This is a genomic window from Zafaria sp. Z1313 (assembly GCF_050563205.1).
Classification (GTDB): Bacteria; Actinomycetota; Actinomycetes; order Actinomycetales; family Micrococcaceae; genus JAZDCJ01.
This window is the reverse complement of the sequence record NZ_JBNWUK010000001.1, coordinates 68,059-86,394: the sequence shown is the minus strand read 5'-3', so window position 1 is coordinate 86,394 and position 18,336 is coordinate 68,059. Positions and strand designations below refer to the sequence as shown.

Annotated in this window: 15 protein-coding genes; 9 read left to right on the top strand and 6 right to left on the bottom strand. The window is 71.1% G+C overall.

Features of this window, described 5'->3' with window-relative positions:
* Positions 1–53 precede the first annotated feature (53 nt).
* Complete coding sequence (locus tag ACQ3I4_RS00435) at positions 54–2,276, bottom strand: NADP-dependent isocitrate dehydrogenase (protein WP_329859630.1); 2,223 nt, start codon at positions 2,274–2,276, stop codon at positions 54–56.
* A 172-nt stretch (positions 2,277–2,448) separates the two neighbouring features.
* Entirely contained in the window at positions 2,449–3,006 is a 558-nt protein-coding gene (locus ACQ3I4_RS00430) for a DUF6318 family protein (RefSeq protein WP_329859629.1), read from the bottom strand.
* 283 nt (positions 3,007–3,289) lie between these two features.
* Here ACQ3I4_RS00430 and ACQ3I4_RS00425 point away from each other — a divergent pair, with 283 nt between their 5' ends.
* On the top strand, positions 3,290–4,225 hold the full coding sequence (locus tag ACQ3I4_RS00425) for an N-acetylglucosamine kinase (protein ID WP_430632615.1): 936 nt from the start codon (positions 3,290–3,292) through the stop codon (positions 4,223–4,225).
* Positions 4,226–4,371: 146 nt separating this feature from the next.
* Positions 4,372–5,235, top strand: a complete 864-nt coding sequence (locus ACQ3I4_RS00420) for a hypothetical protein (protein WP_430632614.1) — start codon at positions 4,372–4,374, stop codon at positions 5,233–5,235.
* Here the strand turns inward: ACQ3I4_RS00420 and ACQ3I4_RS00415 are convergent.
* The gene (locus ACQ3I4_RS00415; RefSeq protein ID WP_430632613.1) at positions 5,232–6,179 is read right to left on the bottom strand and encodes an AraC family transcriptional regulator; all 948 of its coding nucleotides are present in this window, start codon (positions 6,177–6,179) and stop codon (positions 5,232–5,234) included. The two genes, ACQ3I4_RS00420 and ACQ3I4_RS00415, sit on opposite strands and share 4 nt — an antisense overlap.
* A 78-nt stretch (positions 6,180–6,257) precedes the next feature.
* On the opposite strand from ACQ3I4_RS00415, the gene ACQ3I4_RS00410 reads away from it, so the two are divergent.
* From ACQ3I4_RS00410 to ACQ3I4_RS00390, 5 genes are read left to right on the top strand one after another with little or no spacing between them, the layout of a single operon-like run.
* Positions 6,258–7,115, top strand: a complete 858-nt coding sequence (locus ACQ3I4_RS00410; RefSeq protein ID WP_430632612.1) for an SDR family NAD(P)-dependent oxidoreductase — start codon at positions 6,258–6,260, stop codon at positions 7,113–7,115.
* Between the two features lie 33 nt (positions 7,116–7,148).
* A complete protein-coding gene (locus ACQ3I4_RS00405; protein WP_430632611.1) occupies positions 7,149–8,618 on the top strand; it encodes an extracellular solute-binding protein in 1,470 nt (489 codons plus the stop codon).
* Positions 8,615–9,550, top strand: coding sequence for a carbohydrate ABC transporter permease (locus ACQ3I4_RS00400; protein ID WP_430632610.1), 936 nt, complete (start codon positions 8,615–8,617; stop codon positions 9,548–9,550). Before ACQ3I4_RS00405 ends, ACQ3I4_RS00400 begins: the two co-directional genes overlap by 4 nt.
* On the top strand, positions 9,547–10,449 hold the full coding sequence (locus tag ACQ3I4_RS00395) for a carbohydrate ABC transporter permease (protein WP_430632609.1): 903 nt from the start codon (positions 9,547–9,549) through the stop codon (positions 10,447–10,449). Before ACQ3I4_RS00400 ends, ACQ3I4_RS00395 begins: the two co-directional genes overlap by 4 nt.
* 54 nt (positions 10,450–10,503) lie before the next feature.
* On the top strand, positions 10,504–11,526 hold the full coding sequence (locus tag ACQ3I4_RS00390) for an NAD(P)-dependent alcohol dehydrogenase (protein WP_430632608.1): 1,023 nt from the start codon (positions 10,504–10,506) through the stop codon (positions 11,524–11,526).
* Here ACQ3I4_RS00390 and purH read toward each other — a convergent pair.
* From purH to ACQ3I4_RS00375, 3 genes are all read right to left on the bottom strand, one after another.
* Positions 11,498–13,168: a bifunctional phosphoribosylaminoimidazolecarboxamide formyltransferase/IMP cyclohydrolase gene (purH, locus tag ACQ3I4_RS00385; protein ID WP_329859625.1), complete on the bottom strand. Its 1,671-nt coding sequence runs from the start codon at positions 13,166–13,168 to the stop codon at positions 11,498–11,500. The genes ACQ3I4_RS00390 and purH overlap by 29 nt on opposite strands.
* Positions 13,169–13,308: 140 nt before the next feature.
* Positions 13,309–13,881: a DUF4303 domain-containing protein gene (locus tag ACQ3I4_RS00380; protein WP_430632607.1), complete on the bottom strand. Its 573-nt coding sequence runs from the start codon at positions 13,879–13,881 to the stop codon at positions 13,309–13,311.
* 114 nt (positions 13,882–13,995) lie between these two features.
* Positions 13,996–15,276 (bottom strand): Nramp family divalent metal transporter, encoded by a 1,281-nt coding sequence (locus ACQ3I4_RS00375; protein ID WP_430632606.1) that lies wholly within the window; start codon positions 15,274–15,276, stop codon positions 13,996–13,998.
* Between the two features lie 190 nt (positions 15,277–15,466).
* On the opposite strand from ACQ3I4_RS00375, the gene ACQ3I4_RS00370 reads away from it, so the two are divergent.
* A complete protein-coding gene (locus tag ACQ3I4_RS00370; RefSeq protein ID WP_329859622.1) occupies positions 15,467–16,816 on the top strand; it encodes an MFS transporter in 1,350 nt (449 codons plus the stop codon).
* 162 nt (positions 16,817–16,978) lie between these two features.
* Positions 16,979–18,319, top strand: coding sequence for a S8 family serine peptidase (locus ACQ3I4_RS00365; protein WP_329859620.1), 1,341 nt, complete (start codon positions 16,979–16,981; stop codon positions 18,317–18,319).
* Positions 18,320–18,336 lie beyond the last annotated feature (17 nt).

Below are 18,336 nucleotides of genomic sequence, written 5' to 3'. Positions count from 1 at the left end.
GGCGCCGGCCGGGCCCCCGTGTGGGGAACCCGGCCGGCTGGCGGCGAGGGCCGCTACTTCTTCAGTCCGTCGATGACCGCGTTGAGCGTGGCCGACGGGCGCATGGCCGCGGAGGCCTTCGCGGCGTCCGGACGGTAGTAGCCGCCCAGATCGACGGGCCGGCCCTGCACGGCCTGGAGCTCGGCCACGATGGCCTCCTCCTGGCCGGACAACGCCTCGGCCACAGGCGCGAAGACCCCGGCCAGGACGGCGTCGTCGTTCTGCGCCGCGAGCTCCTTCGCCCAGTACAGGGCGAGGTAGAAGTGCGAGCCGCGGTTGTCGATCGTGCCCAGCTTGCGGCCCGGCGAGCGGTTCTCCAGCAGGAACGTCGCGGTGGCGCGGTCCAGTGCGGCCGCGAGGACGGACGCGCCCGGGGTGCCGGCCTGCTCCGCGTACTTCTCGAGCGACGGGACGAGCGCGAAGAACTCGCCGAGCGAGTCCCACCGCAGGTAGTCCTCCTTCACGAGCTGCTGCACGTGCTTCGGGGCGGAGCCGCCGGCGCCCGTCTCGAAGAGCCCGCCGCCGTTGATCAGCGGAACCACGGAGAGCATCTTGGCGGACGTGCCGAGCTCGAGGATCGGGAAGAGGTCCGTCAGGTAGTCGCGCAGCACGTTGCCGGTGACGGAGATCGTGTCCTCGCCGCGGCGCAGGCGCTCGATCGTGAAGGCCGTGGCGTCGACGGGGCTCATGATGGCGATTTCGAGGCCCTCGGTGTCGTGCTCGCCGAGGTACCGCTCGACCTTGGCGATCAGCTGGGCGTCGTGGGCGCGGTTCTTGTCGAGCCAGAACACGGCCGGGGTCTCCGACGCGCGGGCGCGGGTGACGGCCAGCTTGACCCAGTCGCGGATCGGCACGTCCTTGGTCTGGCAGGCCCGCCAGATGTCGCCCTGCTCGACGGCGTGCTCGATCAGCACGTCGCCCGCGGCGTTGAGGACCTGGACGGTGCCGGCGGCCGGGATCTCGAAGGTCTTGTTGTGGCTTCCGTACTCCTCGGCGGCCTGGGCCATGAGGCCGACGTTCGGGACGGTGCCCATGGTCGTCGGGTCGAAGGCCCCGTGGGCGCGGCAGTCGTCGATGACGACCTGGTAAACGCCGGCGTAGGAGCTGTCCGGCAGCACCGCGAGGGTGTCGGCCTCCCGGCCGTCCGGGCCCCACATGTGGCCGGAAGTGCGGATCATGGCCGGCATCGAGGCGTCGACGATGACGTCGGACGGGACGTGCAGGTTGGTGATGCCCTTGTCGGAATCGACCATGGCCAGGGCCGGGCCGTCGGCATAGCCCTTCTCGATGGCGGACTGGATGCTCTCGCGCACGTCTTCGGCGACGTCGTCGAGCCCGCCGAGGATGGCCGCCAGGCCGTTGTTGGCGCTCAGGCCGGCCGCTGCGAGGTCGTCGCCGTGCTTCTCGAACAGCTCGGCGAAGTACGCCTTGACGACGTGGCCGAAGATAATCGGATCGGAGACCTTCATCATGGTCGCCTTGAGGTGGGCGGAGAACAGCACGCCCTCTTCCTTGGCGCGCTGGACCTGCTCGGCGAGGAACGCGTCGAGCGCCGCGGCGCTCATGAACGTCCCGTCCACGACCTCGCCGGCGAGGACGGGCAGCGACTTCAGCAGGACCTTGACGGTGCCGTCCGTGCGGACCAGCTGGATGCTCAGGGTGTCGTCGGCCGCGAGGGTCACCGACTTCTCGTTGGAGGCGAAGTCGCCGGCGCCCATGGTCGCGACGTTGGTCTTGGACTCCGGCGTCCAGGCGCCCATGGAGTGCGGGTTCTGCCGTGCGTAGGTCTTCACGGACAGCGGCGCGCGGCGGTCGGAGTTGCCCTCGCGCAGGACCGGGTTCACGGCAGAGCCCTTGATCTTGTCGTAGCGGGCGCGGATGTCCGTCTCCTCGTCGGAGGACGGGTTGTCCGGGTAGTCCGGAAGGGCGTAGCCCTGGGACTGGAGCTCGGCGATCGCGGCCTTCAGCTGCGGGATCGAGGCCGAGATGTTCGGGAGCTTGACGATGTTGGCCTCGGGGGTCTTGGCCAGCCGGCCGAGCTCGGCCAGAGCGTCCCCGGTGCGCTGCTCCTCGGTGAGGAAGTCGCCGAACACGGCGATGATGCGGCCCGCCAGGGAGATGTCGCGGGTCTCGACTTCCACGCCCGCCGTGGAGGCGAAGGCCTCGACGATCGGCAGGAACGAATAGGTCGCCAGCAGCGGCGCTTCATCCGTGTGGGTGTAAATGATCTTGGCCATAGGCGAGGCAACTCCCTGAAAAGGTCTGCGGTTCGTGCGCATGCGGTGTGATCTCAACAGGACAAACTTACCCGAGACCACGCGCCGGGCGCCCATCGGAGACGTCCCGGCCGCTTGTCCGGCGGGCACCGGTACCGCGGATGCGGCTGGCGGCGCCCGCCTCCGGCGGCGCCTACTCCTCGGGGAGCTCGGCGTCGGGCGTCTCGGCGAGCGAGACGAGGCTCCAGGCGCCGTCTGCGTAGCGTCCCTGGACGGTGTAGACGGTCCCGTCGGCGTCCCACGTGGTCTCCTCGATCACGGAGCCGTCCGCGGCGTAGACGGTCTTCGCGTCCTCCATGTAGGGGACGACGGCGGACAGGGCGCCGTCCGCGTCCGGCTCGCCGAGGGCCATGACGTTCTGGGCCTTGGGCTGGCCGCCCTCGATCCGGCCGCCGTCGGCGTAGACGGCCTCGATGGCCGAGGCCTCCTCGGCGCATTCGGCGCAGTCCGCCGCGACGGAGAGCATGAGCCCGGTGTCCCCGGTCTGCAGCGCGTAGTTGACGGCGTCGAAGTAGTAGTAGCTCGTGGCGGAGAGCCCCTTGGCGGTCTCGTCCTTCATGAGCTCGTTGACGGCGGGCTCGCGGACCTGCTTCGCCGTGGGGGCCTCGGCGGCGGGTTCGCCGGCACCGCAGCCGGTCAGGGCGAGGGCGGTGAGCACGGCGACGGCGCCGAGCGCGTGGGTCTTCTTCATGGTTACTCCCGGGGTTCGTTGCTGGGGGCCGCGCGGCCGCGCCGGAGCGCAGTCGAATTCATGTCAAACGACCCCTTCACAGCCTAGCCGTTGCCCGAGGCCACCATCGATCCGGGCGCGGGGCCGCGGAGGCGCCAGACGCCGTCGAACCCCGGCCGGCCGCGGCAGGACGTCGCCCCGCGGCGTCACAGTGTGCCCCATCTCACCCCTCGGGCCCGGATCTGCGTATGATGGTGCGGCGCCAGTAGGGCGCGCAGCGACGATCCGACGAAGGGCGGCGGGCATGCCCTACGCGGCATTGGCAATTGATGGTGGACAGACGGGGATCCGTGCGCAGGTGCGACGACCCGACGGGACGGTGGATCCGTCCGTCCCCGTCCAGGAGTTCAGCGGGATCCTGACGTACCGGCCGCTGCTGGAGCAGATGACGGAGGTCGTCCAGAAGGCCTCGGCCGCCACCGGACTCTCCTTCCAGACCGTGTCCGCCGGGCTGAGCGGCCTCACCGACGGGGCGGCGCTCGCGGCACCGCTCCTGGGCGCCACGTCCGGGCTCGGCGTGCGCGAGGTCAACATCACCCACGATTCCGTCAGCTCCTACCTCGGGGCGCTCGGCGACGAGCGCGGCGCCGTCATCGCCTCCGGCACCGGCGTCGTGACTCTCGCGGTCGGCGCCGAGGACGTCGTGCGGATCGACGGCTGGGGCTACATCATGGGCGACGCCGGAAGCGGCTACTGGCTCGGCCGCGCCGCGCTCGACGCCGTCATGCGCGCCTACGACGGCCGCGGACCGCAGACCGCGCTCACCGACGCCGTCCGGGCCGACTACCCGGACCTGGAGAACGCCTATGTGCAGCTCCAGCAGGACCCGGAACGGATCAGCCGCACGGCCTCCTACGCGGCCCACGTCGCACGCCTGGCCGAGGACGACGCCGTCGCCGCCTCGATCTGCGACGCGGCGGCCGCGGAGCTGGCCCTGTCCGTGGCGACGGGGCTGCGCCGCGTCGGCGAGGACCAGGCCGGCGCGACATCGGTCTGCTACCTCGGCGGGGTCCTCCGCGGAGCCCGCGTCCGGGAGGGACTGACGGCGCGCCTGCGCGAGCTGTGGCCGCACGTGTCGGTGCGCGAGCCGCTGGCCACGGGGCTCGACGGCGCCGCGATGCTCCCCCACGTCGCCGGCACCTCGGCGCTCTCGGCGAGCATCCACACGGCCCGCGGCTGACCGGGCCCGGGCGGGCACTGGCGCCGGGCCGGGGTCTGCGCGACGATGGGGGCCATGGACACCACCGGCTGGCTGCTGAGCTTCGATCCCGCCTTGCGCTGGCAGGTGATGCGCGACCTCCTCGACGCCCCCGGGCGAAGCGGCGCGTGAGCGCACCCGCGTGGCCCGCGAGGGGTGGGGAGCCGCACGGCTGGAACTCCAGGACGAGCGCGGCTACTGGAACAACGAGGAGTTCGGGCAGGACCGCACGGGCGTGTACTGGGTCCTGGCCCTGCTCCGCCGGCTCGGCCCCGGCCGACCCGGCGGACCCCCGGGTCGCGGCGGCCGTCGACAGGGTCCACGCGCACGTCGTCTGGAGCGAGTGGGGCGAGCTCCCCTACTTCCACGGCGAAGTCGAACCCTGCATCAACGGCGGGGTCGTGGCGCAGGCGGCCTCCTTCGGCCGGCTCGGGGCGGGGAGCGAGCGTCTCGTGGACCGCCTCCTCGGCGAGCAGCTCGAGGACGGCGGATGGAACTGCGAGGCGCCCGGATCCAGCCGCTCGTCCTTCGACTCGACGCTGAACGTCCTCGAGGCCTTCCTGGAGTTCGAACGCGCCGTGTCCACGGCTACCCACCACGTCCCCGCGGAGGTCACCGCCCAGGTGGCCGCGGCCCGCCGGCGCGGGGAGGAATACCTCCTGGAGCGCTCGCTCTACCGCCGGCTCTCCACCGGCGAGGTGGCGCAGGGGCGCTACCTGAACTTCTCCTTCCCGCCCTACTGGTTCTACGACGTGCTGCGCGCCCTGGACTACTTCCGCGACTCGGGCCGCCCTTTCGAGGCCCGCATGGGGCGGGCGCTCGAGGAGCTCGTCTCCCGCCGGGACGACGAAGGACGCTGGCTGGCCGGCGTGACCTGGCCCGGCGCGGTGTACTTCGACGTCGATGCGCCGCAGGGCGAGCCGAGCCCCTGGAACACGCTGCGGGCCCTGCGCGTGCTGCGCTGGGCGGACGCGGGGCCCCGGCCGGCCTAGGGCCCGGGAAGGCGCTTGTCCTTCCGGTACTGCGACGGCGTGCAACCGTACTCGCGCAGGAACTGGCGGTTGAAGTTCGAGAGGTTCCGGTACCCGACGGCCCCCGCGACGCCCGCTACGGAGTCGAGGTCCCTCTCCAGCAGCCTGCAGGCCTGGACGAGCCGCAACTTGCGCACCATGTCGCTGAACGTCTGGCCGCTGGCCCGCTTGAAATAGCGGGAGAAGGTGGAGACGGACATTCCGCTGAGCCGGGCGGCGGTGGAGAGGCGCACCTCTCCCGTCAGGTTCTCGAAGACGTACTCGATGGCCCGGCTGATGGTTCGTTGCGTTTCGGGATTCTCCTGCGCAGGGACCCACTCGTTGGACAAGTAGCGGCGTTCCCGGCCGGGAGCCGCCGACAACAGGTGCAGCAACCGGAACACGTGGGCCACCCGTTCGGCGCCGCGGCACTGCCCGGTGCGGCGCAGGAGCGACGCCGCCTCGACGGCCGTGTCTCCCGAGAACTCGATCCCGCGCGACGCGTTGGAAAGCAGCTGGTCCAGCGCCTCGAGTTCCGGCATCAGCGCCTGGCAGCTCCTGATCCAGGCATCGTGGAACTGGAGTACGACGTCGCGGCCCGGGATCCTCTCGTCCGGTGCGATGTCGCTGATCCAGTTGTGCGGCAGCTGCGGGCCGGTGAGGACGACCTGCCCGGCCCCGAAGCGGCCCACCGCATCGCCCACGATGTAGTTTCCGACGCCTTCCTCGATGAGATGGACCTCGTACTCGGGGTGGAAGTGCCAGCGGGCGAACGGCGAGGGGTAGTCGTGCTGGTGCCAGCGCGTGGAGAACCGCGGATCCTGCGGGACGACCTCGAGCGCGGCCGTCCCGGCGCGCGAAACAGGAAGGCGCGGCCCTGGTTTCTGGGTGGTGACGATCGGCTCCCCCGCTTCCTCCGCGGCCATGCAGTCTCGAAAAATAGTATCAGAATGTGCCTTCCGCGCCGCTAGAAGGGCCGCCTTCCCGTCCGTAGCGTGAGTGTCATGGATCACACACCAATTCCCCCGGCGCAGCGGGGATCCTCGGCGCCGCTTCCCGCCAGCGGAGGGGCGATCGACACGGCCAACGCTTCGACGGCGCTCGCCCGCCGCTCCGACCTCTCGGAGAGGGTTGCGGTGGTCACCGGCGCCACGCGCGGCCTGGGCGCCGGCTTCGCCGGGGCGCTTGCCGCCGCGGGCGCCGCGATCGTCCTCGTCGGCCGAAACGACGAGGAAGGACGCAAGGCGCTCGCGGCCCTGACGGAGTCCGGTGCCCGAGCCGAGTTCATCAGAGCCGACGTCACTCGGCGGGGCGATGTCGAGGGCGTCCTGGCCTCGACCCTCGCCGCGTTCGGCCGCGTGGACATCCTGGTCAACAACGCCGGGGCCTGCATCCACGCGGACGCGCTCGACGTCGACGACGACGATTGGCGCGCCGTCATGGACGTGAACCTCGACGCCGTCTGGCGCTGCAGCCAGGTGTTCGGCCGGCGCTTCGTCGAACAGGAATCAGGGGTGATCGTCAACATCGGCTCGATGTCCGGGATCATCGTCAACCGGCCGCAGTGGCAACCGGCCTACAACGCCTCCAAGGCCGCCGTCCACCACCTCACGCGCAGCCTGGCCGCCGAATGGGCCCCGTCCGGGGTCCGCGTGAACGCCCTGGCCCCCGGCTACATCCGTACCGACATGTCTCCCGTGGACGATCCGGCCTTCCAGCGGTACTGGATCGACGACTGCCCCATGCGGCGATCCGGCACCGTCGACGAGCTGGCACCGGCCGTCGTCTTCCTCGCGAGCGACGCCTCGTCCTTCATCACGGGGTCGGTGCTGGTGGCCGACGGCGGCTACACCGCCGTCTAGCCCCCGCCCCCGTTCAATCAGAAAGTCCATGCCATGACACCCTCCCCTCCCTCATCGCGCCTCTCACGGCGCGGATTCCTCCAACTCGGCGGACTCGGCGCCGGCAGCCTGATGGGCGCCGCCGCCCTCGGCGGTTGCGCCGCCGACGCTCCGGCCGTGCCCGCACCGGTCGACGGCGACCCCTGGAAGCAGTTCGCCGGAACCACGATCAACTTCATCTCGGAGAACACGGCGCCCACGGCGGCGATCGCCGCCGATCTGTCGCCGTTCGCCGAGCTGACCGGCATCACGGTCAACATCGTCAGCCTGGAGCTGCAGGCCCTGGTCCAGCGCGTCGCCTTGGACCTGGCCGGCGGGCAGTCCCAGTACGACGTCGTCTACGCCGACCCCTACCAGGTGCTGGCACCCTACAGCGCCGGCCTGGCCGACCTGCGGGCGTTCGACGAGGACCCGGCCTTGCCGTCGCTCGAGCCCGGACTCTCCGACTTCATCCCCTCCCAGTTGACGGCAACGGGCCGGTTCGGCCACGGGGACGAGGTCTTCGCGCTCCCCTACGACGCCCCGACCATGATCTGGCAGTACCGCGCCGACATCTTCGACACCTACGGGGGCCGCATGGAAGCGGACCTCGGTTTCGACCCGACGCCCGGCGCCGACCGCACCTGGCGGGAGTACCTGCAGACGGCCCGCTGGATCAACGAACACGTCGCCGAGGTCCCCTACGGCACGGGCCACCAAGCCAAGCAGCACGACTCCCTCATGTGCGACTTCTCCAATGTCTTGTGGTCCTATGGCGGCGACTACTTCGAGAACGGCCAGGACGTCGGCCTCTACGGGACCCGCGACCCGGGCGAGTGCCTCCTGCGCCGGCCCGAGGCGATCGAGGCGGCGCGCTTCTACAACGAGCTCGTCTCGATCGCCCACCCGGGATCCCGCGGCTGGGACTGGGACGGCGTCGCCAACGCCTTGAGGGCCGGGGAGGTGGCCATGGCACCCAATTGGCACGAGAACGCCGCGTCCAACGAGTCGGCGCTGCCAGGTCTCATCGGCTACGCGCCTCTTCCCCGGGGCCCGGTAAGGTCCGCCAACATCTTCGGCGGGACGGGAATCGCCATCAGCGCCACCAGCACGGGGGCGCGCCGGGGCGCGGCCTGGCTGTTCGCCGTGTGGGCGACGTCCCCGGCGACGCAGCTGGCGAACCTCACATCCAGCGCCGGGGGCGGCACTCCGACGAGGGAGTCCGTCTACTCGCTGCCCGAGGTCGTGAAGGCCGCCCAGCGGCCTTCACGCCTGCCCAACATGCTCACCACGGAGGCCGTCACCACGGCGTGGGAGGCCGACTACATCGGGCTGCGCCCCAAGATCCCCATGTGGAACGAGTGCGACACGGCGCTCTTCACCGAACTCTCCCGCATGCTGGCCGGCCAACAGGACCCGGAGGCCGCCATGAACCGCGCCGCGGACAAGATCGACCGGATCGTCGCCCGGGGGTGGGTCGCATGAGCACGGCGGAAGCGACACGGCCCCGGAAGCCGTCCGGCGACCCCCCTCCCTCGGCGCCCCGCCGCACGCTGCGGCCGACCTTCAACGGGCTCCTCCTCGCCCCGGGGATCGCCCTGCTGGGGATGCTCTCCCTCTTCCCCCTTCTGACGCTCATCGCCATGAGCTTCAGCCGCGTCCACCTCCTCGGCGGGATCCGCCTCGAATGGGCGGGGTTGGACAACTGGACGCGCGCCCTGACCGATCCGGACCTGTGGCAAAGCTGGGGACTGACCCTGGTCTACTTCACCGTGACGCTCGGACTCGAAATGGCCCTCGGCCTCACGATCGCGGTCCTGCTCTCGAAGCTCAAGCGCGGGCAAGGCCCCCTCATGGTCGTGATCCTGCTGCCCATGTTCGTGGCGCCCGCGATCGTCGGCCTCCTCGGCCGCTACCTCGTGGATCCGACGTTCGGCCTCTACGCGCGGTTCCTGCAGCAGCTGGGCTTCACCGAGGACGTCCTGGGCAACCCGGTGAGCGCCTTCGTCGCGGTGACGCTCATGGACGTCTGGGAGTGGACGCCGTTGATCGTCTTGATCAGCCTGGCCGGCCTCAGCTCGGTCAATCCCTCCATCCTCGAGGCCGCCTCCCTCGACGGCGCCAACCAGTGGCGCACGCTGCGGCACATCGTGCTGCCGTCGATCACCAACATCCTCCTGGTCGCCCTGCTGATCCGGTCGATGGACGCCGTGCGCTACTTCGACATCATCACCGTCACCACCAACGGCGGGCCCGCCGACGCGACGAAGATCATCCCGCTGCGGCTCTACGAGGCCGGCTTCCGCTTCTTCGACCTCGGATACGCGGCCGTCATCGGCCTGATGATGCTCGCCCTCACCATCCTCATCGCCCGGCTCTTCGTCCGCCTGATGACCCGGAAGGAACACCGCCCATGAACACCCTGACCGCGACCAGCTCCAAACGTCCCGCCGAGGTGGTGCCTTCGATGGCCGCCCGTCGACGCCGGAGGCGCCGGACTCCTGCCCGCATCGGCATCGCCGTAGCCGGCCTGCTCGTGGTGGCGTGGACCGTCGTACCGCTCGCGTGGATGCTGCTCGGCTCGTTCAAGTCCGCGGCGGACGTCACCTCGGCGTCGCCCCGCTTCTTCTTCACGCCGACCCTGGAAAACTACGTCGGCCTGTTCAGCGGCGCCAACAACCTCACGCCGTACTTGGTCAACTCGATCATCGCGGCGGTGGGTTCCGCGGTCATCGCCACGGTGCTGGGTGCGCTGGGCGGATACGCGTTGTCCCGCACCACGATGAAGGGCAAGGACTCCTTGTCCTTCTGGTTCATCTCCACCCGCATGGCCCCCATCGCGGCCGTGGTCCTGCCGCTGTTCCTGATGTTCCGCGTGGCGGGCCTGATCGACACCCTCCCGGGCCTCGTCCTGGCGTACCTGACGTTCAACCTGCCCTTCGCGATCTGGATCATGAGCGCGTTCTTCGACGGCATCCCGCCGTCGCTCGAGGAGTCCGCCCAGGTCGCCGGGTGCAGCCCATGGCAGGTCTTCTGGCACGTCGCGCTCCCCCTGACCAAGGCGGGCCTCGTGACCACGGCGGTGCTGTGCCTGGTCTTCGCCTGGAACGACTACGCCTTCGCCACGGTGATCTCCGGGCCGCGATCGCAGACCCTGCCGATCGCGGCGACCCAACTGGTCACGCAGACCGGGGTCGACTGGGGCCAGCTCACGGCCATCGGGACCATCGTGGTCCTCCCCATGATCCTCGCCGGGATCGCGGTCCGCCGCTGGCTCGTCAGCGGCTTGACCCTCGGCGCCGTGGCCGGCGAATAGCGGGCCGGGCGGATCCCGTAGCATTCATCCACCACCCATGAATCGGAGCCAGACATGCAGAACCCCAGCGCCGTGCTGCACGGCATCCGCACGGTCGCGATCGAGGACCGTCCGCTCCCCGTCCCCGAAGCGCACGAGCTCGTCGTCTCGGTCCGGGCCACGGGCATCTGCGGATCGGACATCCACTACTACGAGCACGGCCGGATCGGCGACTACATCGTCGACGCCCCGATGGTCATCGGGCACGAATCGGCCGGCGTGGTCACGGCGGTCGGCGCGGGCGTCGACCCGGCACGGATCGGCCAGGCGGTGGCACTCGAACCGGGCGTCCCCTGCCGGCGTTGCGCGCAGTGCCGGCACGGGCGCTACAACCTCTGCCCCGACGTCGTGTTCTTCGCGACGCCGCCGGTTCACGGTTCGATCGCCGGCTTCGTGGCCATCGACGCCGACTTCGCCCACCCGGTCCCGGACGGGCTCTCCTTCGAGGAGGCCGCCATGGCCGAGCCCGTCTCCGTGGGCGTCTGGGCCGCGCGGAAGGCCGCCGTCTCGGTCGGCGACCGGGTCCTGGTCACGGGCGCCGGTCCCATCGGACTCTTCGCCGCCCAGGTGGCGCGGGCCTTCGGTGCCTCCTCGGTCACCGTGACCGATCCGAGCGCCTACCGCCTTTCGGTGGCCCGCGGCCTGGGCTTCGAGGCGGCCGAGGCGGATGCCGCACTGGATCCGGTCCACACGGTCCTGTTGGAGTGCTCCGGCGCGGCGGCCGCCCTCGATGCCGGGCTCGCGTCGTTGGCGCCGGCCGGCCGCGCCGTCCTCGTGGGCATGGGGTCCGACGCGGTCCCGCTCAACGTCCCGCTGGTCCAGGGCCGCGAGCTGAGCATCACGGGCGTCTTCCGCTACGCCAACACCTACCCGGAGGCCCTCGCCCTGCTGGCCGACGGCTCGGTGCGGGCCTCCGAGGTGATCACGCACCGCTTCGGCATCGAGGACACGGAGCAGGCGCTGACGCTCGGCCGCCGCGAACGGGAGTCCCTCAAGGCCGTCGTCGTTCCTAGTGGAAGAAGTGGCGCGAACCGGTGAAGTACATCGTGATCCCGGCGGCGTTGGCCGCGGCCACGACCTCCTCGTCCCGGACGGAGCCGCCCGGCTGGACGACGGCCTTCACACCGGCGTCGATGAGGATCCCCAGGCCGTCGGCGAAGGGGAAGAACGCATCGGAGGCCGCGACGGCGCCGCGGGCGCGCTCGGGGGCACCCGCGGACGATCCGGCCTCGGCCCCTCCCGCGGCGTCGACGGCGGACTCGACCGCCACGCCGAGCGTGTTGGCGCGCTCGACCGCGAGCTTGCAGGAATCCAGGCGGTTGACCTGGCCCATGCCGATTCCGACGGCGGCGCCGTCCTTGGCCAGCAGCACGGCGTTGGACTTGGCCGCGCGGACCGCGGTCCAGGCGAACGCGAGGTCCGCCAGGGTCGCCTCGTCGGCCGCCTCGCCGGCCGCGAGGGTCCACGTGGCGGGGTCGTCGCCCGCGGCGTCGACCTTGTCCGAGACCTGGACGAGGACGCCGCCGGAAACCTGCTTGACCTCTGTCGGATAGCGGTCGTAGCCCTCGGGCAGCGACAGCAGGCGGATGTTTTTCTTCTTCGACAGGATCTCGACGGCCTCCGGCTCGAAGCCGGGGGCGATGACGACCTCGGTGAAGATGTCCTTGACCGTCTCGGCCATGGCCGCGGTGACGGGGCGGTTGGCGGCGATCACGCCGCCGAAGGCGGACAGCGGATCCGTGCCGTGGGCCTTCGCGTGGGCGTCCGCGATCGGGTCCGCGGCGCCCTCGGTGGCCACGGCGACGCCGCACGGATTGGCGTGCTTGACGACGGCGACGGCGGGCTGGGCGAAGTCGAACGCCGCACGGAGGGCCGCGTCGGCGTCGACGTAGTTGTTGTAGCTCATGGCCTTGCCGTGGAGCTGGTCCGCCTGGGCGATCCCGGCCGGCGCGGCGTGGTCCACGTAGAGGGCGGCCTGCTGGTGCGGGTTCTCGCCGTAGCGCAGCACCTCGGAGCGCTCGAGCGAGAGGCCGGCGTAGGCGGGCCAGTCGACCACTCCGTCGCCGTCGACGTCGAGGAACTGGCTCGCGGTCCACTGGGCCACGGCGTTGTCGTAGGACGCGGTGTGGGCGAACGCGGCCGCGGCGAGGCGCTGGCGGGCGGCGAGCTCGAAGCCGCCCTCGCGGGCGGCGGAGACGACGTCGGCGTAGCGGGCGGGGTCCACGACGACGGCCACGGACGGGTGGTTCTTGGCGGCGGCGCGGACCATGGAGGGCCCGCCGATGTCGATCTGCTCGACGACGGCGTCCTGTCCCGCCCCCGACTTCACGGTGTCCACGAACGGGTAGAGGTTCACGACGACGAGGTCGAAGGCCTCGATCCCGAGCTCCTCGAGCTGGGCGACGTGCTCGGGCAGGCGGCGGTCGGCGAGGATGCCGGCGTGCACGCGCGGGTGCAGGGTCTTCACGCGCCCGTCGAGGCACTCCTGGAACCCGGTGACCTCGGCGACCTCCGTCACGGGGACGCCGGCGGCGGCGATGCGGGACGCGGTCGAGCCCGTGGAGACGATCGCGACACCGGCCGCGTGCAGGCCCTGCGCGAGCTCCTCCAGCCCGGTCTTGTCGTAGACGGAGATCAGGGCCCGGCGGATCGGCACACGGTTCAGGACATTCTGGCTCACAAGGCGCTCCCAAGGGATTCAGGGGTGGGGATCGCCACCATCCTACCGGCCCCGGTGCCGGCTCCTGAGTGCGTGACGACGCCCCGGAAACCGCGGCGGGGGCGCGCCTGCGCGGTCCGCCTCCCGGTCCGTCGGGGCCCCTAGCTCGCGAGTTCCGGGAAATGCCGCCGCAATTGCTCGTCGCTGAGGCAGCGGCGCAGGATCTTGTCGGCGTGGTCCTCGTCGGAGAGGTAGCAGACCAGTTCGCTGTTGCGGCCCGTGGCGAGCTCCGGTCCGAGCGAGGCGGTCACGGAGAGCAGCATCTCGTAGTACCGGCGGATCGTGGGCTCCCAGCCGTGGTGCAGTGCGACGTTCGTCAGCGCCTGGGACCACAGCTCGGTCGCTGACTCGTCGAAGAGCTCCATGGAGCACCAGTGCCAGTCCGGCGGGTTCCAGCGCCGCGAGTAGAAGCTCTCCTCGGCCGGTTCGACGTCGTCCTCGGAGACGTCCACGGGTGCCTGGTCCGTCTCGGCCAGCGCCAGGTCCCGGGCAAGGGCCTGCTCCGAGTTCAGGGCGAGCACCGGCAGCTCGATCTTCTCCGCGGGCTCGGTCGAGACCCCGTCGAGGGCCACGGCGTAGAACACGTGGCCGGGGTGGTGGTCGATCACTTCGCGCGCCTGCCGGAGCGCTGATCTGCGGATCGCTTCCTCGAGTGCCGTCCAATCTACTCCCATGACCAGACTCTACTCCCGCCCCCGGCGGGCGTTAAGCGCAAAACGCGGCTCCGGCGTCGTTCTGGGGGAACGACGCCGGAGCCGCGCGGGCAACGGGCCGGGGCCCGGGCGCGCTCAGCCCCCGATCGCCTTCCGGATCGCGTCGACGAGCTGGTAGACGCCGAGCCAGACGAACAGGACCGCGGTGACGGCCAGGGCGATGTTCGTGTGCAGCCGGTTGCGCCATTCCTTGGGCACGCCGTAGCGGGCCATGTTCAGCAGCGGCAGGAGCGTGATGGCCAGGAACGGCATGAACAGGGCGCCGAGGACGCCGTAGGCCAGCACCAGGCCGATCGGCTGGTCCAACAGGAGCAGGAGCATCGGCGGGAAGGTCAGCCACAGCACGTAGAAGCGGAAGTACTTGCCGTTGAGCTTGGCGTCCGGGTGCTCGGAGCCCTTGCCTCGCATGTTGGCCCAGAAGTCGGCGAACATCAGGGACACGCCGTTCCAGACGCCGATGACGGAGGAGAAGGCGGCGGCGAAGAAGCCCACGAGGAAGGCCTTGCCGACGAAGTCGCCGTACTCGGCCACGAGGACGTCGGTGAGGTCCAGCAGCCCCTTGTCGCCGGCGCCGATCGCGACGCCGGCGGCGCGGACGACCTCGGCGCCGACGATGAGCATCGAGATCACGAAGATGCCGGTCATGACGTACGCCATGGTGTTGTCCAGGCGCATCACGCGCATCCAGCCCGGCTTCGTCCAGCCCTTCTCCCGCAGCCAGTAGCCGTAGGCCGCGAGGGTGATGGTGCCGCCGACGCCGCCGGCGAGCGCGAGGGTGTAGAGCACGCTGCCCTCCGGCAGGCGCGGGATCAGGCCCGCGGCCATCTCGGGGATGTTGGGCGTGGCGAGGAACGCGAGGCTGACGATCGTCAGGAACATGAGGCCCACGAGGACCGCGGTGATCTTCTCGAAGACGGCGTAGCGGTTGAACCAGACCAGCAGGAAGCCGGCGATGCCGGTCGCGACCGCGAAGGCCCAGAGCGGGACGGCCGGGAAGAGCGCCGCGAGCGGCAGCGCGGTGGAGGACATGGCGGAGGCGCCGTAGACGAAGCCCCAGATCATGATGTATGGGCCGAAGTACCAGACGGGCCAGCGGCCCAGCGAGCGCCAGCCCTCGAAGATCGTCTTGCCGGTGGCGAGCGTGAAGCGGCCGGCCCCCTCGACGAGGACGATCTTCAGGATGACGCCGAGGACCACGGCCCACAGCAGCGTGTAGCCGTAGCGGGATCCGGCGGCGAGCGTGGCGACCATGTCGGCGGCGCCCACACCCGTGGCGGCGACCACCAGCCCTGGGCCGATGACCTTCCATTTCTTGGGCGATTCGAGCTGTGTCTGCTCCGTTGCGTCCTTGCTCATGGTGCCTTTCCGCGGACCGGGAGGATTCCTCCTCGGCCCCTTGTGTTTGACTGGTTCCGTGTAGGCAGCGTACCGGCCGCGGTTGCGCGCGGCCGGGCGCGCCGACCGCGCTACTCTAAGTGCAGCCGCGCGCACCGGGGGAATCCGTGACCCGGGCGCCTCCGCTTCCTGTGAGGGGACCCCGCCACCGATGAACGTATACCGCAAGCTGGCCACCGGCGAATCGATCGTGCAGAACCTGCCCTGGCGGTGGAACGTGCAGGGCCGGATCTTCCTCATCGGCGGGCTGGGCTTTATGTTCGACGCCTGGGATGTGACGCTCAACGGCGCCCTGATCCCGCTCGTCGCCGAGGAGTGGGGGCTGGAGCGGACGACGGCGGCGCTGTTGGGGACCGCGAACCTCGTCGGCATGGCGCTGGGCGCCTTCGCGTGGGGAACGATCGCGGACCGGGTGGGGCGCAAGACGGCCTTCACCTGGACGCTGCTGATCTTCTCCCTCTTCACCGTCGCGGGCGCCCTGGCCCCGGGCTTCGAGCTGTTCGTCCTGTTCCGCTTCCTGGCCGGCGTGGGCCTGGGCGGGTGCATTCCGGTGGACTACGCGCTCGTCGGCGAGTTCACGCCGGCGCGGCAGCGTGGACGGGTCCTGACGGCCATGGACGGCTGGTGGCCCGTGGGCGCCGCGCTCGCGTTCTTCGTCTCCGCCGTCATCCAGGCCACGACGGACAACTGGCGGCTCATCCTCGTGGTCATGGTGCTGCCCGCCCTGCTCGTGTTCTGGATCCGGCGCAGCGTTCCGGAGTCCCCGCTCTACCTCATCCGGCAGGGGCGCCAGGCGGAGGCGGCGCGCGTCATCGACGACCTGGTCGAGCGCACGGGCGCCGAGAAGGTGGACTACACCTTGCCGGAGCCGGCCGATGCGCCGCGCCTCTCTCCCGGCTCCTGGGGCGAGCAGCTCGTGAACGTGTGGCGCTTCAACGCGAGGATCACGTTCGCTGCCTGGACCCTGTTCTTCACCGTCCTGCTGGTCTACTACCTGGCACTGACGTGGATGCCGTCCATCCTGGCGGACGCGGGCATGGCGCAGGTGGCCGCGTTCTTCAGCACGGCCGGCATGGCGGCGGTGGGGCTGCTCGGCGTCGTGGTCGCGGCGGCGCTCGTCGAGCGCGTGGGCCGCAAGTGGCTCCTCGGCGTCACGGGCCCGCTCTCGGCCCTCGTCCTCGTGGTCGTGGCGCTCTCGCTGGGGAATCCGAGGCTCGCGGTGGCGTGGCTCCTGGTGTTCGGCTTCGTGGTGCAGATCGCCATCCCCGTGCTCTACGCGTACGTCTCCGAGCTCTATCCGACCGAGCTGCGCGGCTCGGGGTTCGGCTGGGCGTCGACGTTCAGCCGCCTGGGCGCCGGGTTCGGACCGCTCGTGTTCGCCGTCGCCTGGCCCGTGATCGGCCTGGCCACCTCGTTCCTGATCGCCGGGGGCCTCGTCCTGCTGGCCGTGGCGTGGATGGCCTTCAACGCCCCCGAGACACGCGGGGCCGCGCTGCACTAGCCACCGGATGCGGCACCGTCGGGCAGGCGGCCGTTCCCGGGAGCCCGCTGACCCCTCCAAACTGTCGGCGCCCGGGTCTAGACTCATCGGCATAGGGTCCGGGGCCCCTGGGACACCGGACCGAAGGGAGCCGTGCACGGCCCGCCGACGGGAGAGATCACCATGTTTGACCCGGACCAGCCCTTGACCGACCACGTGACCACGGGGCGCTTCATCGTGGTCTTCGCCTCGGAGGACACGGACGCTCCCGAGCTGCTGGGCTCGTGCGGCGTCCGGGACGTCGCCGATTCGCGGGACTTCGACGGGCCCCTGCTCGAGTCCGGCGGCCCGCCGGCCGGCCCGGCGGGTTCCCGCTCGGGCCCGTCGGTGCTCGGCGGAGCAGCCGGCGCAGGCGAGGGTTCGGGCTCCGTGTACTTCGCCGAGCTCGGCATCGCCGTCGTCGACGCCGATCCGGAGCAGCTGGGAACCCTGCGCACGCGCTCCATCGAACAGCGCCGCCCCCTGAGCGTCTCCCCCGAACTCGTCCACCGCGTGCTCACCGGACCACCCGGGGGCCGGGGACGCCGGGCCGCCGAGACGCCGCCTTCAGTGGACTTCGCCGACACGGCCGAGTTGACGTGGGGCCTCCAGGCGGTCCAGGCCGTCCAGTCCGGGTACACGGGCGCGGGGATCCGCGTCGCGGTTCTGGACACGGGCTTCGATTCAGCGCACCCGGACTACGCCGGGCGCGCCGTCACCGTGCAGTCCTTCATCGCCGGCGAGGACGCCCAGGACGGGCACGGCCACGGGACGCACTGCATCGGATCGGCCTGCGGCCCGCGGGACCCGGAGACGGGTCCGGGCTACGGAGTGGCCTCCGGCGCGGAGATCTTCGCGGGGAAGGTCCTGGGCAATGCCGGCTCGGGATCCGACGCCGGGATCCTCGCCGGCATCGACTGGGCCGTCCACAACGGCTGCGCCGTCATCTCGATGTCCCTCGGCGCCGACGTCGCCCAGGTCCACCCGCCGTACGTCGCCGCGGGCAAGCGCTCCCTCGCCAAGGGCTCGCTCATCATCGCCGCCGCGGGCAACAACGCCAACCGCAGGGGCGGCGACCCGGGATTCGTCGGCGTCCCGGCCAACAGCCCCTTCATCATGTCCGTCGGAGCCCTTGACTCCTCGCTCGGAGTCGCGAACTTCTCCGCCCGGACCCTGCAGGGCCGCGGCGGCCAGGTGGACATCGCGGGCCCGGGCGTCAACGTCTACTCCTCCTGGCCCATGCCGAAGCGCTACAACACCATCAGCGGCACGAGCATGGCCACGCCGCACGTCTCCGGCGTCGCCGCGCTCCTGGCCGAGGCCACGGGGCTGCGGGGCCGGGAGCTGTGGGCCGAGCTCGTCCAGGAGGCCCAGCGGCTCGAGGCGGCCTCGGTGGACGTCGGCTCCGGCCTGACGCTCGCGCCGCCGCCCGCGGACCCCTCGGTTCCCGACGGCTCCGCTCCCCGCAGCTACCAGCCGCTCTAGCCGCCCGGCACCGGAGA